Here is a 19,246-nt window from a genome sequence, read left to right as displayed (position 1 = left end):
ATTCTGTTCGTCTCTTGCTTGGCTTGTCGGATGCGCTCCGATCGATCCTTGCGATTGTGCCGTGTCCTCTGAAACCCGAGAACCCCGACCCGCAAAGCCGACCGCCTGCGCATCCCTTCTCTTTTCGGTATTCGTTTGTCAAAGATCCGGGCACCCCCGAGGGGATGCGACGAAGCGCCGTCACCAAACGGCCCGCCACCGGCGGACCCTCGATCGTCGCTCCTGTCTGGGAGAACCGGGCCGGAGCAGCGCGCCCCGTCTCGATGGCCAGAACCTAGTCGCTCACCGCAGCACCGTCAAGAAGAAATTTGAACCGGCGCCGTTTTTTCGCCGACCGTGCCGGGCGATACCGCCAAGCTGTGGCCTGCATCCCAGAACATGCAAAGCAGCCGAGTGGATAGTGAGTATCCGCCTGATTGGCAGAACCTCATTACCGAACGTTGGCTGTTCCAACTTTGCTCTGAGATCCGTTGGACGACTGAACATTACCTTGTGTTGTGCAGCAAACACTTTTGCTGCGCCGCACCGGCTCGCCTGTCGCATCAACGGGGAGGCGGCTTATATTGGATCTCCCGATCCCCTGTCCAGACCTTTTTCGGTTCTCGGCGGCGATATCCCCCACTCCTTGAGCTTGGTGTGGCGGGGCTTGGTCTGGGTTCCCCAAACGGCCATGGCGCAGGCCCGCTTGTCGCCCACCAAAATGACCAGACGCTTGCCGCGCGTGACGCCGGTGTACAGCAGGTTCCGGTGCAGCATGATCCGATGCTGCAACACCAACGGAATGACGACGACCGGGTACTCCGAGCCCTGGCTCTTGTGAATCGTCGTGGCGTAGGCCAGGACGAGTTCGTCCAACTCGTCGAACCGGTACAGCACCAGACGCTCGTCGAAGCAGATCGTCAGCTCGCTCCGCTCGAAGTCGATGGAGTCCACCCGTCCGATGTCACCGTTGAAGACCTCCTTGTCATAATTGTTGACGACCTGCATCACCTTGTCGCCGCCGCCGAAGACCGTGCCGAAGCGCTCGGCCCGCTCCCCCGACGGCGGGTTGAGCGCCTTTTGCAGTTCGGCGTTCAGCGCGCGTGCCCCCACCGCACCGGCGTTCATCGGGCAGAGCACCTGAACATCGTGGATCGGATCGCACTTCAGACGTTGCGGCAGGTGCCGGGCAACAACGTCGATGACGGCCCGCGCGGCGCCCTGCGGGGACGGCGCGTCGATCCAATAGAAGTCGCTGGCGTCGCCCTTCTTGGGTACATCGGGCAACTGGCCGGCGTTGATCCGATGCGCGTTGGTGATGATGCGGCTGGTGGCCGCCTGACGGAACACCTCGGTCAGCCGCACCACCGGCGCCAAGCCGCCGTCGATGAGATCGCCCAGCACCCGCCCCGGCCCGACGCTGGGAAGCTGGTCGACATCGCCCACCAGCAGCAGCGCCATGGTGGACGGCACGGCGCGCACCAGGGCGTACATGAGCGGGACATCAACCATCGAGGTTTCGTCCACGACCAGCAGATCGCCCTCCAGCGGGTTGTCCCCACCACGCTTGAAGCCGCCGGTGCGGCTGTCGATCTCCAGCAGGCGGTGCAGCGTCTTCGCCTCGATGCCGGTCGCTTCGGTCATGCGCTTGGCCGCGCGCCCGGTCGGCGCCGCCAGCAGCAGGCGCACGCCCTTCGCCCCGAGGATCTTGATGATGCTGTTGACCAGCGTGGTCTTGCCGACGCCCGGGCCGCCGGTGACCACCAGCACCTTCGAGGCCAGGGCTCGCCGCAGGGCGGCCACTTGGCTGGGGGCGAGCGTGATGCCGGCCTTCGCCTCGACCCAGGGGATCGCCCGCTCGGCATCGATGGCGCCCCACGGCAGGGGACCGCCGGCCAGCGCCGTGATGCGCTCCGCGATGTTGCGCTCGGAGTGGAACAGCCAGCCCAGGAACACCGCCGGCTCGCCGGCAAGGGTGTCCTCGATCAGCACGCCGTCCGCGGCCTCCTCCCGGATCGCGCTTTCGACGAGGCCGGCGTCGACGCCGAGGAGTTCGACGGCCGCCTCGATCAGCGCGCTCCGCGGCAGCCCGCAGTGCCCCTCCCCCATGGCCTCGGTCAGCACGTGCGACAACCCGGCCCGAACGCGGAGCAACCCGTCGCGCGCGATGCCGAACTTCTGCGCGATGGTGTCGGCGGACAGAAAGCCGATGCCGCGAACGTCCTTGGCGAGCCGGTACGGGTTCTCCGAAATCAGCCGGATCGCGTCGGCACCATAAAGACGGTAGATGCGCACGGCCCGCGCCGTGCCGACGCCGTGCTCGTGCAGGAAGACCATGATGCCGCGGATGGCCCGCTGTTCCCGCCACCCCTCGACGATCTGCTTCGCCCGCTCCGGGCCGATACCGGCCACCTTGCGCAGGCGCTCCGGGGCGTTCTCGATCACATGGAAGACGTCGTCGCCGAACGCCTGGATAAGTTTGCGCGCGTAGACCGGCCCGATGCCGCGCATCAGCCCGGAGGCGAGGTACTTCTCGATGCCCTCCACGGAGGCCGGCGGTGCGGCGTGGAGGGTTTCCGCCTGGAACTGCACACCGTGCGTGCGGTCGTTCACCCACTGGCCGGCGGCCTGGATCGTCTCGCCCGGCGCGATGGCCGCCGCCCGCCCGACCACCGTCAGCGGGTCGCGCCGGCCGCGCGCCTTGACTCGCAGCACGCAGAAACCGGTTTCGGCGTTGTGGAATGTGACCCGCTCGACGGAGCCGGCGACGCTGTCGCGTTCGGAGTGTTCAGGGACGATGGTGGCCATGGGTTCGAACGAGGTCTGCGTGCCCGTCATATAGGCGCACGGCGGCTCGAAACGAACCGTGGCAAGTTGCATTGACGCAGGCTCGACGAAAGCCCTGCCGGCCGTACGATACGGCCGGCAGGGCTTTTTATGCGGTGGATGAGACGGAGTGAAACGCTATGAAACGCATTTTTGCCAAGCGTCTCATCCGCTCGGCATCGTGCGGGCGCGCCTCTCCAACGAAGAATTCAATCCGAGAGCGACCGGCCGGCGAGAGCAAGCGCGCAGACCGCCTCAGGTGGCGCCTTCGCGAAAGTCCTGGAGTTTGGTCACCCGCAGCGCCTTGCGGCCGCCGCGCGAGAACAGCGCGTCCCACGACAGGAATTCCTCGACCGACAGGCTGTAGCGCTCGCACGCCTCGGTCATGGTGATGAGCCCGGTGCGCACCGCCAGCACGACGGCTTGCTTGCGGCTGGACACCCAGCGCCGCGTATCGGGGGCCGGCAGCGTCGCCAGCGTCAGGTCGGTGATCCTCATGCTCGGTCCAAAGGTGGTAATTCTGCCCCTTTTGTAGGGATTACTCCTTTCTGAAAGATGACCGGCGCCGGGGAATCCGCCGGCAACATGGCGGTTTGCCGGCCGTCGGCTGTTACCAGTTTGGGGCAGACCGAAAAATGAGGGGGGACGGATGGACGATGCGGCAACCGGCTCCGGCGAACACGCACACCCCGTCGATGCCCAGGCGCTGGGTGTCCGGCCGGCGGTGCGCGAGGCGCTGACCGATGCGGCGTTCAAGGCGCTGGACACCGGCGACGGCTGCATGGCGTGGTTCCGCGCGTCGGATCACGAGGCGCACGTAATGATCTCCGCCAACAACGAGTTGGACGGCGATCCCCAGGCGAAGGACTGGATCGTCGGCTGCTACGGCGACGCGGGCGGCTTCGTGGAGGTGTCGGGCCTCACCCTGGCCCAGGCCATCGAGGCCGCGGGGCTGCTGCGGGCGCCGGTGCGGGCCGACGGCTCGCTGGTCGAGGCGCTGTACCCATCGGTCGAGCAGGCCATGGACGATCTGGCCTGAAAGAGTACGCCGAAACGACGAAAGCCCCCGCAAATCGGCGGGGGCTTTCTGCGGATTGTCTAAGGACTCCGCGTTCCTAACGTCCCATCGGACGTGTAATTCTATTCAGTCGTTCACAAGAGAACGATGTCACCAAGTAAGCTGCGGTGGAGTCATGATACTACTCACCCTCCAAGCTACGGCCTTACAGTATTCACCGGCCGGATGACCGGGAACCAGTTCTTGGCTTTTCAGATTTCCCATCGACCTCAGTCTTTGTTCCGTCTGATTGATAGCCTGCGACAACCGCGACCCGAAGTCAAGCGTCCGATTTCAGCGTTCTCCACTCGCCAGTTCAGGCGGCGAGCAGAGCCGCCTCGTCCAGCATCGACTCATCCCAGGCCAAAAGGTTCCGCCCGTCGTTGGCAAGGCGCTTGGCCTCGATGTGGCCGACCACCGCCGTACCCTCCGCGGACAAGCGGACGATGTCGCCATCCTCCGGCACCAGCGCGCGCTCGACACCGCACTCGCGGGCCAGACGGGCGTGCGCCTCCAGGTGGGTGATGGTGCCGTGCACGGGCACCGCAAAGCGCGGGCGGACGAGGTCGTACATGCGGCGCAGATCGTCCCGCTTCGGATGGCCCGAGACGTGGACCGGCGCGTCGGCCGGGGTGATGACCTCGACGCCCATGGCGCGCAAATGGTCTTGCACGGCGCCAATGCCCTCCTCGTTACCCGGAATCGCGCGGGCCGAGAAGATCGCCGTGTCGCCGTGCTGAAGCCACAGGTCGCGGTGGTCGTTGCGGGCGATACGGCTCAGGGCCGCGCGCTCCTCGCCCTGGCTGCCGGTGCACAGCAGAACCAGATTGCGGCGGTCGGTCCAGGAGGCCTCCTGCACGCTGAGGAACGGCGGCATGTCGTCCAGGAAACCGCAGGTGCGCGCCGCCTTTTCCATGCGCAGCATGGAACGGCCGGCCAGCACCACCTTGCGGTCGTGCGCCTTCGCCGCCAGGGCCACCGCCTTCATGCGTGCCACGTTGGACGCGAAGCCGGTCACCGCGATGGCCCCACTGCGGCCGGCGAACGCTTCCATCAGGCCAGCCTGGGCCTGGGCCTCGGAACCGGTGGAGCCATCGACGTCGGCGTTGGTGCTGTCGCACATCATCGCCAGCAGCCCCTCATCGCCGAGACGCTTGAAGGCGGCGAAGTCGGCCGTGCGGCCGAGCAGCGGGTCGGGGTCGAACTTCCAGTCGCCGGTGTGCAGCACCGTGCCGGCGGCCGTGCGGATCGCCAGCGACATCGGCTCGGGGATCGAGTGCGTCACCGCGATGCTCTGCACCTTGAACGGGCGGAGATCCAGCGTGTCGCCGATGTTGAAGGTGCGCAGGGTGACGTCGCGAAGCGCGCCGGTCTCCTTCAGGCGCTCGCGGATGACGTGCGAGGCGAAGGGGCTGGCGTAGATCGGGCAGCGCAGGCGCGGCCAGAGATGGTGGATGGCGCCGATGTGATCCTCGTGCGCGTGGGTGACCACAAGGCCCACGACGTCGGCCATCCGCTCCTCGATAAAGGTCGGATCGGCGAGGATGGCGTCGATGCCCGGCGCCTCGTCGCCCATGAAGGCGACGCCAGCGTCGACGATCAGCCATTTCCCGGCGTGACCGTACAGCGCCATGTTCATGCCGATGCGCGAGCAGCCGCCCAGGGGAAGGAACAGGATCTCGTCGTTGCCGGGCACCGGGCCGCGCGGGCGCCGGCTGGGGGTAGAGGTAGCGGTCGGCGGCAGTATGTTGCCTCCGTGTGCCGCGGTCTGCGGGCGCACGGGTCCATTCGGCGCTCTACGGCGCCGCTTCGGTTCGAAGGTCATTCACTCTCGACGTTGTTGCATGCCGGCATTCAACGCTGCCGGACGGGCGTGCATCGCTCATCGATGCGAAAGAGGGATCTCTCCAGGTCGGGAACCGGCGCCAGGATCGCGGGAGTGATCGAGGCGGCCTGACCACACCGGGCCGGAGAGAAGGGGGAGGGCACGCCGCCCAAAAGGAAACCAAAAGGGCGTTGCCAATCCGAATTGGTGTCTGGATGAGGAAGTCCGTCGCGGGCGTTTCTCGCCGCGACAGGGTCACATGTAACACTTGCGAACAAATATTTCAAGCCGCGTGCCGAACTTTCCCGTGCCGGTGTTGAGAATGGGAAACCGACAAGGGAGCCCCCGCATGGCCGAGAAGACCGAAATGCCCCCGGAAAAGCCCGCTGGCAAGCCCGGCGACCAGCGCCAGGACCCCGACCGCACGCCCGGCGACGGCACGCTGGATGGCGCCACCCCCGCCGGGCTGACCGCCGACGAGCTGCGCCGCCGCGCCGAGGAGCCGAACACCTCCAGCGACGGCGGCGCGGGCTGACTGGACAGTGCGGCGCACACGCGCAATGTTTACAGCCAACTGAACACTGCAATCAGGGGGAAGCAGCATGGACGTGCGCGCCGCGGTCGCCTTCGAGGCCAAGAAGCCGCTGAGCATCGAAACGGTGACCCTCGAAGGGCCGCGGGCCGGCGAGGTGCTGGTGGAGATCAAGGCCACCGGCGTCTGCCACACCGACGCCTACACGCTGTCCGGCCTGGACAGCGAAGGGCGCTTCCCCTGCATCCTCGGGCACGAGGGGGCGGGCGTGGTGGTGGAGGTCGGGCCGGGCGTCACCAGCCTGCGCAAAGGGGATCACGTCATCCCGCTGTACACCCCGGAATGCCGGCAGTGCGAGTACTGCCTGAGCCAGAAGACCAACCTCTGCCAAGCGATCCGCGAGACGCAGGGGCGCGGCGTCATGCCCGACGGGTCCAGCCGGTTCAGCGTCGGCGGGAAGCCGGTGTGGCACTACATGGGCACGTCCACCTTCGCCAACTACACCGTGGTGCCGGAGATCGCGCTGGCGAAGATCCGCGAGGACGCGCCGTTCGACAAGGTCTGCTACATCGGCTGCGGCGTCACCACCGGCATCGGCGCGGTGATCAACACCGCAAAGGTGCACGCGGGCGCGCGGGTGGTGGTGTTCGGGCTGGGCGGCATCGGCCTGAACGTCATCCAGGGTGCGCGCATGGTCGGCGCGGAGATGATCGTCGGCGTCGACATCAACCCCGAGCGCCGCGCCATGGCCGAGAAATTCGGCATGACGCACTTCGTCAATCCGAAGGAGGTCGAGGGCGATCTGGTGCCCTATCTGGTGTCGCTGACCAAGGGCGGGGCGGATTACAGTTTCGAGTGCGTCGGCAACACGACGCTGATGCGTCAGGCGCTGGAGTGCTGCCACAAGGGCTGGGGCGTGTCCGTGATCATCGGCGTGGCTCCTTCGGGGGCGGAGATCACGACGCGGCCGTTCCAGCTGGTCACCGGGCGGGTGTGGAAGGGCTCGGCCTTCGGCGGGGCGCGCGGGCGGACGGACGTGCCGCGCATCGTCGACTGGTACATGGACGGGCTGATCAACATCGACGACCTGATCACCCACGTCGTCCCGCTGGATCGGATCAACGACGCCTTCGACTTGATGCACAAGGGTGAATCCATCCGCACGGTGGTGACCTTCTGATGGCCGGGCTGATGACAGAGTTGCTGAAGAAGCACGCGTGCTTCGGCGGCACGCAGGCGGTGTACCGCCACCAGTCCGACGCCACCGGCACGCCCATGGAACTCGCGGTCTACCTGCCGCCGCAGGCCGAGCGCGGGCCGTGCCCGGTGCTGACCTACCTCTCGGGCCTGACCTGCACCTGGGAGAACTTCACCGCCAAGGCCGGGGCGCAGCGCTATGCCGCCGAGCATGGGGTGATCCTGGTGGCGCCGGACACCAGCCCGCGCGGGCTCGATCTGCCCGGCGAGCACGAGAGCTATGATTTCGGCTCGGGCGCCGGGTTCTATGTGGACGCGACGCAGGCGCCGTGGTCGGCGCACTACCGCATGTACCGCTATGTGACCGAGGAACTGCCGGACTGGGTGGCGCGGACGATCCCCGAGGCGGACATGGGGCGGCAGGGGATCTTCGGCCATTCCATGGGCGGACACGGGGCGCTGGTCTGCGCGCTGCGCAACCCCAGCCGGTATCGCTCGGTGTCGGCGTTCTCGCCCATCGTGGCGCCGTCGCGGGTGCCGTGGGGCGAGAAGGCGCTCGGCCGTTACCTCGGGCCGCGCTCTGAGGCGTGGCTGGCGTACGATGCCACGGCGCTGGCCGCGGAATCGCCGTGGCGGGCGCCGATCCTCATCGACCAGGGCACCGCCGACGAGTTCCTCGACACCCAGCTGAAGCCCGAACTGTTCGAGGAGGCCTGCCGCGCGGCGGGCATTCCGCTGACGCTGCGCCGGCAGCCCGGCTACGACCACAGCTATTATTTCATCGCCAGCTTCGTCGGCGACCACATCGCCCACCACGCGCGGTTGCTGACCGCATAACCTCCCTCACTCCGCCGGGTGTGGCGACGTGGTTGGGGGTGCCGCGGCCGGGCGGCGGTGCAGGCGTTCGGTGAGGTGCTGGAAGGCGACGAACAGGATCGGCACGAAGACGATGCCGACCACCGTCGCCGCCACCATGCCGCCGAACACCGTCGTGCCGATGGAACGCCGGCTGGCCGCCCCCGCCCCGGTCGCCACCAGCAGCGGCACGGTGCCGAGGATGAACGCGAAGGCGGTCATCAGCACGGCGCGGAAGCGCTGGCGCGCGCCGGTCACCGCCGCCTCGACGATGGGGTGGCCGGCCGCGCGCTGCTCGCGGGCGAACTCGACGATCAGGATGGCGTTCTTCGCCGCCAGCCCGACCAGCAGGACCAGGCCGATCTGCGCGTACACGTCGTCGGGAATGCCGGTGAGCCACAGCGCTACGCCGGCTCCCAGCACCGCCACCGCCACCGACAGCAGGACCGCCAGCGGGATCAGCCAGTCCTCGTACTGCGCCACCAGGAACAGGTAGCCGAACAGGATCGCCAGAGCGAAGACCATGATGCCCTGGTTGCCGACCCGGCTCTCCTGGTAGGACAGCCCGGTCCACTCCGTGGCGTAGCCGGCCGGCAGCGTGCGGTTCGCCACCTCCTGCATGGCGGTGAGCGCCTGGCCGGAGCTGGCGCCGGGGGCGCCCTGGCCGTTCACCGAGGCCGAAAGGAACTGGTTGTAGCGGGTGATGCTGTCCGGGGCCGGCGTCGTGCGCACGGTCACCAGACTGCGCAGCGGCACCATCTCGCCGGTCCGGCTGCGGACGTAGAGCTGCTGGATCGCCTGTTCCGTGTCGCGGTAGTTGGCGGAATCCTGCACCTTCACCTGGAAGACGCGGCCATAGAGGTTGAAGTCATTGACATAGACCGAGCCCAGATGCGCCTGGAGCGTGGTGAACACGTCGCCCGGCGTGACGCCGAGCAGCGACGCCCGCGTGCGGTCCAGATCGACGAACAGGTGCGGCACGTCGGCGTTGTAGGTGCTGAACACCGCGCGCAAGGCCGGGTCCTGGTTGGCGGCGAACAGCAGGCCGCGCAGCGCGGCGCCCAGTTCCTGCGGCGGCTGGCCGCCGGTCGCCTGGACGCGCAGATCGAAGCCGCCGGTGGCGCCCAGGCCGGGGATCGACGGCGGGTTGAAGGCGACGATGGTGGCCTGCGGCTCGGCGGCGAAGCGCGGGCGCAGGCGATTGAGGATGGCGTCCACCGTCTGGTCGGAGTTGCGCTCCGCCCACGGCTTCAGCGCGGCGATGATCAGGCCGACGTTGGAGGCCTGGCCGCTGAGGATGCTGTAGCCGGTCACGGCGATGGTGTCGGCCACGCCGGGCGTCTCCTTCACCATGGCGGCGACGCGGGTCATCACCGGCTCGGTGCGGGTGAGCGCGGCGGCGCTGGGAAGCTGCACGTTGACGAAGAAATAGCCCTGGTCCTCCGCCGGCAGGAAGGCGGTGGGCAGGGCGCGCAGCAGCACGAACGCACCCGCGGTCAGTGCCGCGAAGGCGACCAGCCCGACGATGAGGCGCCGCCCCAGCCGCTCGACCAGCCCGGTATAACCGCCGCGCACTCTCTCCAACCCGCTGTTGAACGCCTCCAAGGGGCGCCAGGGGCGGCCGGGCGGGCGCAGCAGCAGGCCGCACAGCGCCGGGCTCAATGTGAGCGAGTTGATGCCGGAGATGATGAACGACGCGGAGATGGTCACCGCGAATTGCCGGTAGAGCTGCCCGGTGATGCCAGGCAGGAACGCCACCGGAATGAACACCGCAGCCAGCACCAGGGTGGACGCGACGATGGCGCCGCTCACCTGCTGCATGGCGACCCGCGCCGCTTCGGGGGCGGACAGCTCGGGGTGCTCCTCCATCACGCGGCGGACGTTCTCCACCACCACGATGGCGTCATCCACCACGAGGCCGATGGCGAGGATCAGGGCGAACAACGTGATCGTGTTGGCGCTGTAGCCCAGCGCCAGCAGCACCGCGAAGACGCCGATGATCGACACGGGAATCGCCAGCGTCGGGATCAGCGTGGCGCGCCAGTCCTGGAGGAACACATAGATGACGGCGACCACCAGCAAAAAGGTGATGCCCAGCGTCAGGACGATCTCTTCGATGGTCGCGGTGACGAAGTTGGTGGTGTTGAAGACCACCGCGTAGGCGATGCCCTCCGGGAAGCGCTGCGACAGGCGGTCCAGCTCGGCGCGCGCCGCGGTGGCGACGTCCAGCGCGTTGGCGCCCGGCGACTGATAGATCACCAGCGTCGCCGCGGGCGAGCCGTTCAGCTTGGACGACGAGGTGTAGGTCTGGGCGCCCAACTCCACCCGCGCCACGTCGCCGAGCCGCACGAGGCCGCCGTTCTCGTTGGTGCGGACGATGATGTCGGAGAACTGCCGCGGGTCGTCGAGCCGCCCGCGGGCGATGATGGTCAGTTGCTGCTGCTGGCCGCCGTCCACCGGCGGGGCGCCGATCTGCCCGGCCGAGGCCTGGATGTTCTGCTGCTGGATGGCGGCCACCACGTCGGACGCGGCGATGCCCAGCGCCGTCATGCGGTCCGGGTCCATCCAGATGCGCATGCTGTAGTTCAGCGCCCCCAGCACCTGGGCGTCGCCGACGCCCGGCACCCGCGCGATGGCGTCACGCACGTTGATGCTGGCGTAGTTGGAGATGTAGATCGAATCGTACCGATTGTCCGGCGAGTACAGGTTCACCGCCATCAGCATGTTGGTGGACGCCCGTCGCACGGTGACACCCTGGCGGCTGACCTCCGCCGGCAGGGTCGCGGTGGCCAGCGACATGCGGTTCTGCACGTTGACGGCGGCGATGTCCGGGTCGGTGCCGGGTGCGAAGGTGACGGTCAGCGAATAGGCGCCGGTGTCGGTGCTGGTCGAGGCCATGTACAGCATGCCCTCCACCCCGTTCACCTGCGCCTCGATGGGGGCGGCGACGCTGTCGGCCACCACCTGGGCGCTGGCGCCGGGATAGGTGGCGGAGACCTGGACGGAGGGCGGGGAGATCGGCGGGTACTGCGCCACGGGAATGGCGAGCAGCGCCAGCAAGCCGGCGATCAGGGTGACCACCGCGATGACGATGGCGAGGTTCGGGCGCCGGATGAACAGGGCGGAGAACATCGGAGTCAGTCCTTCGCCCGGTTGCTGTTCGAAGGTTCGTTCGCCGGCCTCTCGGCGGTCTGCACGGCCGGCACCGGCTGCACAACCATGCCCGGCCGCGCCTTCTGCGCACCGTCCACCACCACGGTCTCACCGGGGCTCAATCCCTTCTCGACCACCAGCACCTGCTCGATCTGCTGGCCGGCCTCGATGCGGCGCTGCTGGATGCGGTTGTTCTCGTCCAGCACCAGCACATAGCGGCCCTGCTGGTCCTGCTGCACGGCGGCGACAGGGACCACCGGGCGCTGCTCGGCCTGATCGCGGCGGATCAGGATGCTGACGTACTGGCCGGGCAGCAGCAGGCGTTGCGGATTGGGGAACAGGGCGCGGATGCCGATGGTGCCGGTTTGCGGGTCGATGCGGTTGTCGACGAACTCGAGCCGGCCGGTCTCCGGGTACTCGGACCCGTCGGAAAAGCGCAAGGTGGGGATGAACCTGTCCACCGCCTCGGCCGGCGACTGGATGCCAAGCTGGCGTTGCGTCGCCAACAGGTCGCGTTCGCTGACCGAGAAGACTACCCGGATCGGATCGAGCTGCACCACCGTCGCCAGCACGCCCGTCGCCGGGTTGACGAGGTTGCCCTGCGTAACCGCGGTGGCGCCGACGCGCCCGGCGATGGGGCTGGAAATGCGCGTGTAACCGAGATTCAGTTCGGCCGTGCGGATCTGCGCCTGCGCGATCATGCCCTGCGCCTGCGCCGCGTCGCGGTCGGCCAGCGCCTGATCGAGCGTTGCCTGGGAGACGTTGCCGCGCTGGCGCAGCTCCTCGGCGCGGGCGTAGGCACGTTCGGCCTCGCGCACCTTGGCCTCGGCGCTGGCGAGCTGTGCCTTGGCGCTGTCGAGAGCGGCTTGGTACGGCCCCTGCTCGATGGCGTACAGCAGGTCGCCCGGACGGACGTCCTGGCCCTCGTGGAACGCCACCTGTTCGAGCGCCCCTTCGACGCGCGCCCGCGCGTCGAAAGACTGGATGGCCGTGACCCGCCCGATGAACGTCGAGGCCGGCGCCACGTCGCGGTTCTCGACCGGGGCCGTCGTCACCGTGGGCGGCGGCCCGCCCGGCGGTTGCTGCGCGATGGCCGCCGCCGCACCCAGCAGCAGAGCGCATAGGGTGGCGAGGGAAAGGCGGAACGGGGGCATGGCTGGATCTCCGCAAGCGTCCAGCGCTCAACAGCCCGGCCCCCTGTTGTGCTCCCGGATCTTACGGTGCGGCTGCGCTCGACCACAGCCGCGCGAAGCTCTCCAGCTCCTCGCGATTGAGGTCCGACACCGCCCAGACGACGAGGCCGGGCTGGCTCCAGCGCAGCAGATTGTAGCCGTGCCGCTCGGCAAGGCTCGGGGTGCCGGCCTCGGCCGCCGGGTCGGCCCGGACGAACAGGTTGATGACGTGCCGGCCACGCCGGTAGACCAGCGCCGCCACCGGACGCTCGGCGACATAGTCGAGCCGGCCGCCGACCAGCGGGAAGCCGTGCTCCGCCAGATCCGGCACCGGCGGCGAGACGTCGATGCGGCCGTTGAACCAGGGCTTGACCGTGTGCCGGTCGGACGAGGCGACATCGGTCAGGTGATCGGCCATCAGCGAGCGCACGTGCGCGGCGACAAGCTCCGGCACCGGCCCGTCGCCGCGGCCGGGCAGCACGACGGCCAGCGTCAGCCCCATCGCCAGCGCCGCCGACGCCAGAGACAGGCCGCCGGTCAGCCACGCCCAGGACCAGGACAAGGACCAGGACCGGTTCCACGGCACCGGCGGCGGTCCCGCCCGTTCCGGTTCCGCTTTTTCCGGTTCCGCCCCAGGAAGCGACGCGAGCAGGCGCCGGCGCAGAGCATCGGGCGCCGCGAAGGTCTCGGCGCCCGCCCGCACGCGGTGGACGAGCGCCCGGCGCCCGGTGTCGGCGGCCCGGCAGGCGTCGCAACCGGCGAGGTGGGCCTCCACCGCGAGTTGGGTGGTGAGATCGAGTTCGCCGTCGATGCCGGCGTCGATCAGGTGCCGGGTTTCCCTACAATCCACGACCGGCCTCCGCAGCGTTCGCCTCGGTCCATGCGGTCTGGAGCAGGCGCCGCGCCCGCGACAGACGCGACATGACGGTTCCCATCGGCACGCCGGCGATCTCGGCGATCTCGCGATAGGACAGGTCTTCCAGTTCGCGCAGAACGATCGCCTCGCGGTACTCGACCGGCAGATCGGCGATCAGACGGTTGATGAGCCGGCGCTCCGCCTCCTTCAGCACCAGGGTTTCCGGGTCGTCGGGCGGGTCGTGGAAGGCGTCTTCGACGCAGGCAGCGCCGTCCGGGTCACCGGGATCGAGGTCGGCGAAGCCGCGCACCTCCGCCGGGCGATTGGCGCGCAGCCAGTCGTACGCGGCGTTGCGCACGATGCGCAGCAGCCACGGCCGGACGTCACCCGGACGGCAGCCGCCGAAGAACCGGTAGGCGCGCAGGAAGGCGTCCTGCATCACGTCCTCCGCATCGTGATGGTTGCGGGTGAGCCAGCGCGCCAGATTGTACGCGGCGTCGAGGTGCGGCAGGACGGTCTCTTCGAAGCGTGTCGTCTGGCTGCGGTCCGGCAAGGGCGGCCCCTCGGTCTGCGTGGCGGTACGGCGCCCATGCCGGGTCGTACCGAAAACAGCCCCCGTTTATTCCCGGCCACGCTAACGCACGCCGCACCATCGTCACAGGGGGCATCCGGGAATAACCCGACGCCGTCGCCAGTAGGACAGGCCAGAGCCACCAAACCGGGAGGATCGGACATGTCCAGAAATGATGAGACGCAGGGCTTTGACCGCCGCACCGTGCTGAAATGCATGGCCTGGGCGGGCACGGGGGTGGTGTGGACGGTCGGCGGCGGCGTGCCGCGCTCCGTCGGAATGATCGGCGAGGCGGCCGCCGCAACCCCCGACAGCTTCAGCTTCGTGCAGATCAGCGACAGCCACATCGGCTTCAACAAGGAGGCCAACCCGGACGTCGGCGCCACGCTGCGCGCCGCCATCGACAGCATCAACGCGCTGCCGGTGCGGCCCAGCTTCGTGGTCCACACCGGCGACGTCACCCACCTGTCGAAGCCGGCCGAGTTCGACACGGCGGACCAGCTTTTGAAAGAGATGAAGGCCGGCCCGATCCATGTGGTGCCCGGCGAGCACGACATGCTGGACGAGACCGGCGCCGCCTTCCGCGAGCGCTACGCCCGCGAGTCGCGCGGGACCGGCTGGTACAGCTTCGACGAGGGCGGCGTGCATTTCCTGGCGCTGGTCAACGTCATGAACCTGAGGGCCGGCGGCCTGGGCAACCTCGGCGACGAACAGCTCGCCTGGCTGGAGGACGATTTGAAGGGGCGCGGGACCAGCACGCCCATCGTCGTGCTGGCGCACATCCCGCTGTGGTCGGTCTATCCCGAGTGGGGCTGGGGCACGGCGGATTCCGAACGCGCGCTGTCCGCGCTCCGGCGCTTCGGTTCGGTGACCGTGCTGAACGGCCACATCCATCAGGTGATGCAAAAGGTCGAGGGCTCCGTCGCCTTCCACACCGCCATGTCCACCGCCTTCCCGCAGCCCGCCCCCGGCACGGCGCCCTCGCCGGGGCCGATGAAGGTGCCGGCGGACCAGTTGCGCCGGATGCTGGGCGTCAGCCGGATCGACTACGTCCAGGGCAAGGCGCCGCTGGCGCTCATCGACACGCCGCTGGCGGGCGGCACCTGAGGGGAGACGGCCATGCTTGCATCCCATCGGCTGCCGGGGGTGGCGCTCGGCGTCGCCCTCGGCCTCATGGCACCGCTCGCGGCCGGAGCGGCCGAGCCCGCTCAGGTGGTGCGGATCGACAATTTCACCTTCAACCCGCCGCTCATCACGGTCCGCAAGGGAACCGTGGTGACGTGGCTGAACGCCGACGACATCCCGCACAAGATCGCCGGCAGCGACCGCCCTTGGAAGTCGCCGGTGCTCGACACCGACGAACGCTTCTCCTTCACCTTTACCGAGCCGGGGACGTACGCCTATTTCTGCTCGCTGCACCCGCACATGACCGGCTCGGTCGTGGTGACCGCAGAATGAACGTTCACCCGTTCAGATAATGCTCGCGGAAGCGGTCGCGCAGCGAGGTCTTCAGCAGTTTTCCCGTCGCCGTGTGCGGAAGGTCGTCCACCACCACCGCGGCGTCGGGAATCCACCACTTCGCCACCTTGCCCTCGAAGAAGCGCAGCAGGTCCGCCGGGTCGGGCGCCCTGCCCGCCTTCGGCACGACGACCAGCAACGGCCGTTCATCCCATTTCGGGTGGCGTGCGGCGACCACCGCGGCCTCCGCGACATCCGGGTGGGCGACGGCGATGTTCTCCAGCGCGATGGAGCTGATCCACTCGCCGCCCGATTTGATGACGTCCTTGGAGCGGTCGGTGATCTCCATGTAGCCGTCCGCGTCGATGGTGGCCACGTCGCCGGTGCGGAACCAGCCCGCCTCGTCGTGCGACAGCCCGTCCGGCTCCACGTTGTAGTAACCGCTGCACACCCACGGCCCGCGGACGTACAGGTCGCCAAAGCTCTCGCCGTCCCAGGGCAGCTCGCGGCCGTCGCCGCCGACAATCTTCATGTCCACGCCGAACACCGCACGCCCCTGCTTCATGCGGGTGACCATGCGCTCCTCGCCCTGGACGGCGGCGTTGCTGGCCTTGGGAGTGTTGTAGGTGCCGACCGGGCTCACCTCGGTCATGCCCCAGGCGTGATCGACGCGCACGCCGTACTCGTCGCCGAACGCCTCCATCAGCATGCGCGGGCAGGCGGCACCGCCGATCACCAGCCGCTTCACCGTGTCGAGGCTCGTGCCGCTGCTGCGCAGGTGCTGCAACAGCCCAAGCCAGATGGTCGGCACGCCGGCCGCGAAGGTCACCCGCTCGTCGTTCATCAGCGTTTGCAGAGGCTCGCCGGCCAGATGCGGGCCGGGGAACACCAGCGCGGCGCCGATCAACGGCGCGGCGTAGGGCGTGCCCCAGGCGTTGACGTGGAACATCGGCACGACCGGCAGGATGCGGTCCGTGGCACTCATTCCCATGACGTCCGGCAGCGCGATCGCCATGGCGTGCAGCACGGTCGAGCGGTGGCTGTACAGCACGCCCTTGGGCTCGCCGGTGGTGCCCGAGGTGTAGCAGAGCGAACTGGCGGTGTTCTCGTCGAACTCCGGCCAGACGTAATCCTCGTCCGCCGCCGCCATCAGGTCCTCGTAGCAGTGCAGCGCCATGCCCGGCGGCAGGGCGATGTCCGGCATGTGCGCGGTGTCGGTCATCATGACCACCGCCTTGACGGTGCCCGCCACGCGCGGTGCCAGCCCTTCCACCAGTTTGGCGAAGCTGGTGTCGGCGAACAGCACGCGGTCTTCGGCGTGGTTGATGATGAAGGCGATCTGATCGGCGAACAGGCGCGGGTTGATGGTGTGGCAGATCGCTCCCATGCCGGACGCGGCGTAGTACAGCTCGAAATGCCGGAAGCCGTTCCACGCCAGCGTGCCGACGTGGTCCTGCTCACCGACGCCGAGCAACCGGAGCACGCGCACCAGCCGGCGGGCGCGGCGCTCCGCATCGGCGTAGGTGTAACGGTGGACGTCTCCCTCCACGGTCTTGGAGACGACTTCGGCCAGCGGGTGATGGCGGGCGGCGTGGGCGAGCAGCGAGGAAACCAGCAGCGGGCGCTGCTGCATCAGACCGAGCATGGCGAACCTCCCTTTGGGTCGGCGGCCTTCGTGGGCCGCTCGTAGTTGACGTATACGTCAATCTGACACCGCCGGATCAGCCGCGCAACCGATTCGGGACGGCTAAACCTTTCCCTCCTCGCAGGCCCGCACGGCGGCCTTCGCCAAGTCCGTCAGCTTGTCGTCCACCGCGTCGGGGCCGAAGCCCGGCAGGTCGGTCAGAAGGTCGCGCAGGCGCATGGCGATCAGCTCGCCGGTGTGGTGTTTTTCGTAGAGCCGCACGTCGCCCAGGGCGTCGGCGACGCGTTTCAGCAAGTCCCGGTCCATGGTCCCGCTCCCGTTGGTCACGAGAACGGCAACAGGCCGGCGCGGCGCTTCGTCACAGGGTGGTGGGGGTGTCGCCGTCGATGGCGCGCCGCACCTCGTCCACCAGATCGGCGGCCGGTAGGCCGTAGCATTGCCCGGCCTCGCCCAGCGTCATGAACGGCGCCATGGCGCAGCCGGGGCAGGCCATGCGGTGCTTGAGGAAGACGGCGAGGGTCTGCGGCCATCGCTCCAGCACGTCGGCGATCAGCACGTCAGCGATGGGGAAAGGCGGCTCGGTCATGGGCGGACGATAGATCCGGCGCACGACGCGGTCTTTGCGCACGCGCAAACTCCGCTCAGGCGGGGTCCTCGTCGGAGACCGGCATGTCCTCGGCGATGGCGACCAGCCGGTGCGGCTGGCGGATCATCACCTGCTGACGGCTGCTTTCAACGATGCCATGCACCTCCCACGCGCTGAGGATGCGGCTCACCGTGTGCAGCGTGGTGCCGGTCATCTCCGCCACGTCCTGGCGGGTCAGCGGGAAGGAGATCTCCACACCGCCCTCCACCCGGCGTCCGGCCTGGCGGACGAGGCGCAGAAGCGCGTGGGCGACGCGGCGCTCGACGCGTTCGGTGGACACCTCGCGCAGGCGGTTCTGCACCTCCTGCAAGCGCCCGCCGACGATGCCCAGCGCGTTCAGCGCGATGCGCGGATGGCGCAGCATCAGGTCGGTCATGGTGGCCGCCGACCAGGAGACCTCCACGCAGTCGGCCATGGCGATGGCGTCCACCGGGAAATTGGCTCCGGTGAACACCGCCACCGTGCCGAACGTCTCGCCGGGGCCGATGAAGCGCACCACCACCTGCTGCCCGTCCGCGCCGGTCTGCACCATCTTGATCCGCCCGTCGATCAGCGCGTGGCAGGTCGCCGCCGGGTCGCCCTGGCTGAAGAACTTGGCGCCCTTCGCCACGCGGCGGGTCTGCGCGAAGCGGATCACGTCGGCGAGGTCGGCCGCCTCCAGCCCGGCGAACAGCCGCATGCCGTGCAGCACGGCGGGATCGGGGGCGAGCGGACCGGCCATGGGGGCTCCGGCAAGGGTTGCGGGGCAGAAGTTACCAGAAAGGGCCCGACAAGATGTTGGCAACGCACCGCCGCGCGCAACCGCGAACTGGCCGCGCCGGAAGTTTGTGCTGGAACAAAGACGCTTTTCCGGCGCCGCGGTACCCCTCGGGCATCCTTCCCGCAACCGACACCTCCGCGGAGCACCATGCAGACCACTCTCCAGCCGGCCGCCGGCGAGACCGTCATCGACGTTCAGGCGATCCCGCCCTACGAGCGCCACCCGCTGATCTTCCAGACGGTGCAGCGGCTGAACCCCGGCCAGGCGTTCACGCTGGTCAACGACCATGACCCGCGCCCGCTCTACATGCAGCTCCAGATGCACTTCGGCGACAGCTTCGGCTGGGAATACCTGGAGCGCGGCCCCGAGGTGTGGCGCGTGCGCATCTCCAAGCCGGACGGCACGGCCGACGCCTCGTCGTACTTCGTGTGCATTCAGCGCGGCGGTACCGTCGTGGCCACCGCGCCCGGCACCGAGCTGGGTCCGACCGCCGAGGGCTCCCTGGTGGTCGAGATCACCGAGTGCCCGCCGGGCACCACCGAGGCCGACGTGCTCGACCTGATGCGCGGCCTCGTGCCGCCGCCGGGCATGCACCGCCTCGCCTTCGAGCGTCTGGTGGCGCGCCGCGGCGGCTCGTGCTGCGGCGGCATGTGCGGCTGATCCGACAAGGTTCCCCTCTCCCGCAAAGGGAGAGGGGCTCAGATTTCCAAGGAA

General features: G+C 68.7%; 18 protein-coding genes. 7 read left to right on the top strand and 11 right to left on the bottom strand.

The window, feature by feature from the left end:
- Positions 1–558: 558 nt before the first annotated feature.
- Positions 559–2,817: an SF1B family DNA helicase RecD2 gene (gene recD2 / locus ACSVDD_RS22585; protein WP_448191654.1), complete on the bottom strand. Its 2,259-nt coding sequence runs from the start codon at positions 2,815–2,817 to the stop codon at positions 559–561.
- Between the two features lie 243 nt (positions 2,818–3,060).
- On the bottom strand, positions 3,061–3,303 hold the full coding sequence (sciP, locus tag ACSVDD_RS22580) for a CtrA inhibitor SciP (RefSeq protein ID WP_448191653.1): 243 nt from the start codon (positions 3,301–3,303) through the stop codon (positions 3,061–3,063).
- 151 nt (positions 3,304–3,454) lie between these two features.
- On the opposite strand from sciP, the gene ACSVDD_RS22575 reads away from it, so the two are divergent.
- Positions 3,455–3,844, top strand: a complete 390-nt coding sequence (locus ACSVDD_RS22575) for a hypothetical protein (protein ID WP_448191652.1) — start codon at positions 3,455–3,457, stop codon at positions 3,842–3,844.
- A 334-nt stretch (positions 3,845–4,178) separates the two neighbouring features.
- On the opposite strand, the gene ACSVDD_RS22570 is transcribed toward ACSVDD_RS22575, so the two are convergent.
- Complete coding sequence (locus tag ACSVDD_RS22570; RefSeq protein WP_448191651.1) at positions 4,179–5,558, bottom strand: ribonuclease J; 1,380 nt, start codon at positions 5,556–5,558, stop codon at positions 4,179–4,181.
- 478 nt (positions 5,559–6,036) lie between these two features.
- On the opposite strand from ACSVDD_RS22570, the gene ACSVDD_RS22565 reads away from it, so the two are divergent.
- The 3 genes from ACSVDD_RS22565 to fghA all read left to right on the top strand — a co-directional run bounded on the left by ACSVDD_RS22565 (position 6,037) and on the right by fghA (position 8,253).
- Positions 6,037–6,222: a hypothetical protein gene (locus ACSVDD_RS22565; protein ID WP_448191650.1), complete on the top strand. Its 186-nt coding sequence runs from the start codon at positions 6,037–6,039 to the stop codon at positions 6,220–6,222.
- Between the two features lie 67 nt (positions 6,223–6,289).
- Positions 6,290–7,399, top strand: a complete 1,110-nt coding sequence (locus tag ACSVDD_RS22560) for an S-(hydroxymethyl)glutathione dehydrogenase/class III alcohol dehydrogenase (RefSeq protein WP_448191649.1) — start codon at positions 6,290–6,292, stop codon at positions 7,397–7,399.
- Positions 7,399–8,253 (top strand): S-formylglutathione hydrolase, encoded by an 855-nt coding sequence (fghA, locus tag ACSVDD_RS22555; protein ID WP_448191648.1) that lies wholly within the window; start codon positions 7,399–7,401, stop codon positions 8,251–8,253. The genes ACSVDD_RS22560 and fghA overlap by 1 nt, the downstream gene beginning before the upstream one ends.
- A 6-nt stretch (positions 8,254–8,259) precedes the next feature.
- Here the strand turns inward: fghA and ACSVDD_RS22550 are convergent, their stop codons facing one another.
- The 4 genes from ACSVDD_RS22550 to ACSVDD_RS22535 all read right to left on the bottom strand — a co-directional run bounded on the left by ACSVDD_RS22550 (position 8,260) and on the right by ACSVDD_RS22535 (position 14,005).
- Positions 8,260–11,403 carry an efflux RND transporter permease subunit gene (locus ACSVDD_RS22550; protein ID WP_448191647.1) on the bottom strand — a complete coding sequence of 1,048 codons (3,144 nt, stop codon included), beginning with the start codon at positions 11,401–11,403 and terminating at the stop codon, positions 8,260–8,262.
- A gap of 5 nt (positions 11,404–11,408) precedes the next feature.
- A complete protein-coding gene (locus ACSVDD_RS22545; protein WP_448191646.1) occupies positions 11,409–12,578 on the bottom strand; it encodes an efflux RND transporter periplasmic adaptor subunit in 1,170 nt (389 codons plus the stop codon).
- 61 nt (positions 12,579–12,639) lie between these two features.
- Positions 12,640–13,446 carry an anti-sigma factor family protein gene (locus tag ACSVDD_RS22540; RefSeq protein WP_448191645.1) on the bottom strand — a complete coding sequence of 269 codons (807 nt, stop codon included), beginning with the start codon at positions 13,444–13,446 and terminating at the stop codon, positions 12,640–12,642.
- Positions 13,436–14,005, bottom strand: coding sequence for a sigma-70 family RNA polymerase sigma factor (locus ACSVDD_RS22535; RefSeq protein ID WP_448191644.1), 570 nt, complete (start codon positions 14,003–14,005; stop codon positions 13,436–13,438). The genes ACSVDD_RS22540 and ACSVDD_RS22535 overlap by 11 nt, the downstream gene beginning before the upstream one ends.
- Positions 14,006–14,185: 180 nt before the next feature.
- Here ACSVDD_RS22535 and ACSVDD_RS22530 point away from each other — a divergent pair, with 180 nt between their 5' ends.
- Positions 14,186–15,130 (top strand): metallophosphoesterase family protein, encoded by a 945-nt coding sequence (locus tag ACSVDD_RS22530; RefSeq protein ID WP_448191643.1) that lies wholly within the window; start codon positions 14,186–14,188, stop codon positions 15,128–15,130.
- A gap of 12 nt (positions 15,131–15,142) precedes the next feature.
- The gene (locus ACSVDD_RS22525; RefSeq protein WP_448191642.1) at positions 15,143–15,481 is read left to right on the top strand and encodes a cupredoxin domain-containing protein; all 339 of its coding nucleotides are present in this window, start codon (positions 15,143–15,145) and stop codon (positions 15,479–15,481) included.
- 4 nt (positions 15,482–15,485) lie between these two features.
- On the opposite strand, the gene ACSVDD_RS22520 is transcribed toward ACSVDD_RS22525, so the two are convergent.
- The 4 genes from ACSVDD_RS22520 to ACSVDD_RS22505 all read right to left on the bottom strand — a co-directional run bounded on the left by ACSVDD_RS22520 (position 15,486) and on the right by ACSVDD_RS22505 (position 18,493).
- Positions 15,486–17,126, bottom strand: a complete 1,641-nt coding sequence (locus ACSVDD_RS22520; protein ID WP_448191641.1) for a 3-(methylthio)propionyl-CoA ligase — start codon at positions 17,124–17,126, stop codon at positions 15,486–15,488.
- A 102-nt stretch (positions 17,127–17,228) separates the two neighbouring features.
- The gene (locus ACSVDD_RS22515) at positions 17,229–17,432 is read right to left on the bottom strand and encodes a hypothetical protein (RefSeq protein ID WP_448191640.1); all 204 of its coding nucleotides are present in this window, start codon (positions 17,430–17,432) and stop codon (positions 17,229–17,231) included.
- A 52-nt stretch (positions 17,433–17,484) separates the two neighbouring features.
- Positions 17,485–17,754: a hybrid cluster protein-associated redox disulfide (seleno)protein gene (locus ACSVDD_RS22510; protein WP_448191639.1), complete on the bottom strand. Its 270-nt coding sequence runs from the start codon at positions 17,752–17,754 to the stop codon at positions 17,485–17,487.
- Positions 17,755–17,767: 13 nt separating this feature from the next.
- A complete protein-coding gene (locus tag ACSVDD_RS22505) occupies positions 17,768–18,493 on the bottom strand; it encodes a Crp/Fnr family transcriptional regulator (protein ID WP_448191638.1) in 726 nt (241 codons plus the stop codon).
- 186 nt (positions 18,494–18,679) lie between these two features.
- On the opposite strand from ACSVDD_RS22505, the gene ACSVDD_RS22500 reads away from it, so the two are divergent.
- The gene (locus ACSVDD_RS22500; RefSeq protein ID WP_448191637.1) at positions 18,680–19,192 is read left to right on the top strand and encodes a DUF2249 domain-containing protein; all 513 of its coding nucleotides are present in this window, start codon (positions 18,680–18,682) and stop codon (positions 19,190–19,192) included.
- The last annotated feature ends 54 nt before the right edge of the window (positions 19,193–19,246 follow it).

The organism is Azospirillum terrae (assembly GCF_053470425.1).
The sequence above is the reverse complement of the archived record's forward strand: the minus strand, read 5'-3'. Positions and strand labels throughout refer to the sequence as shown.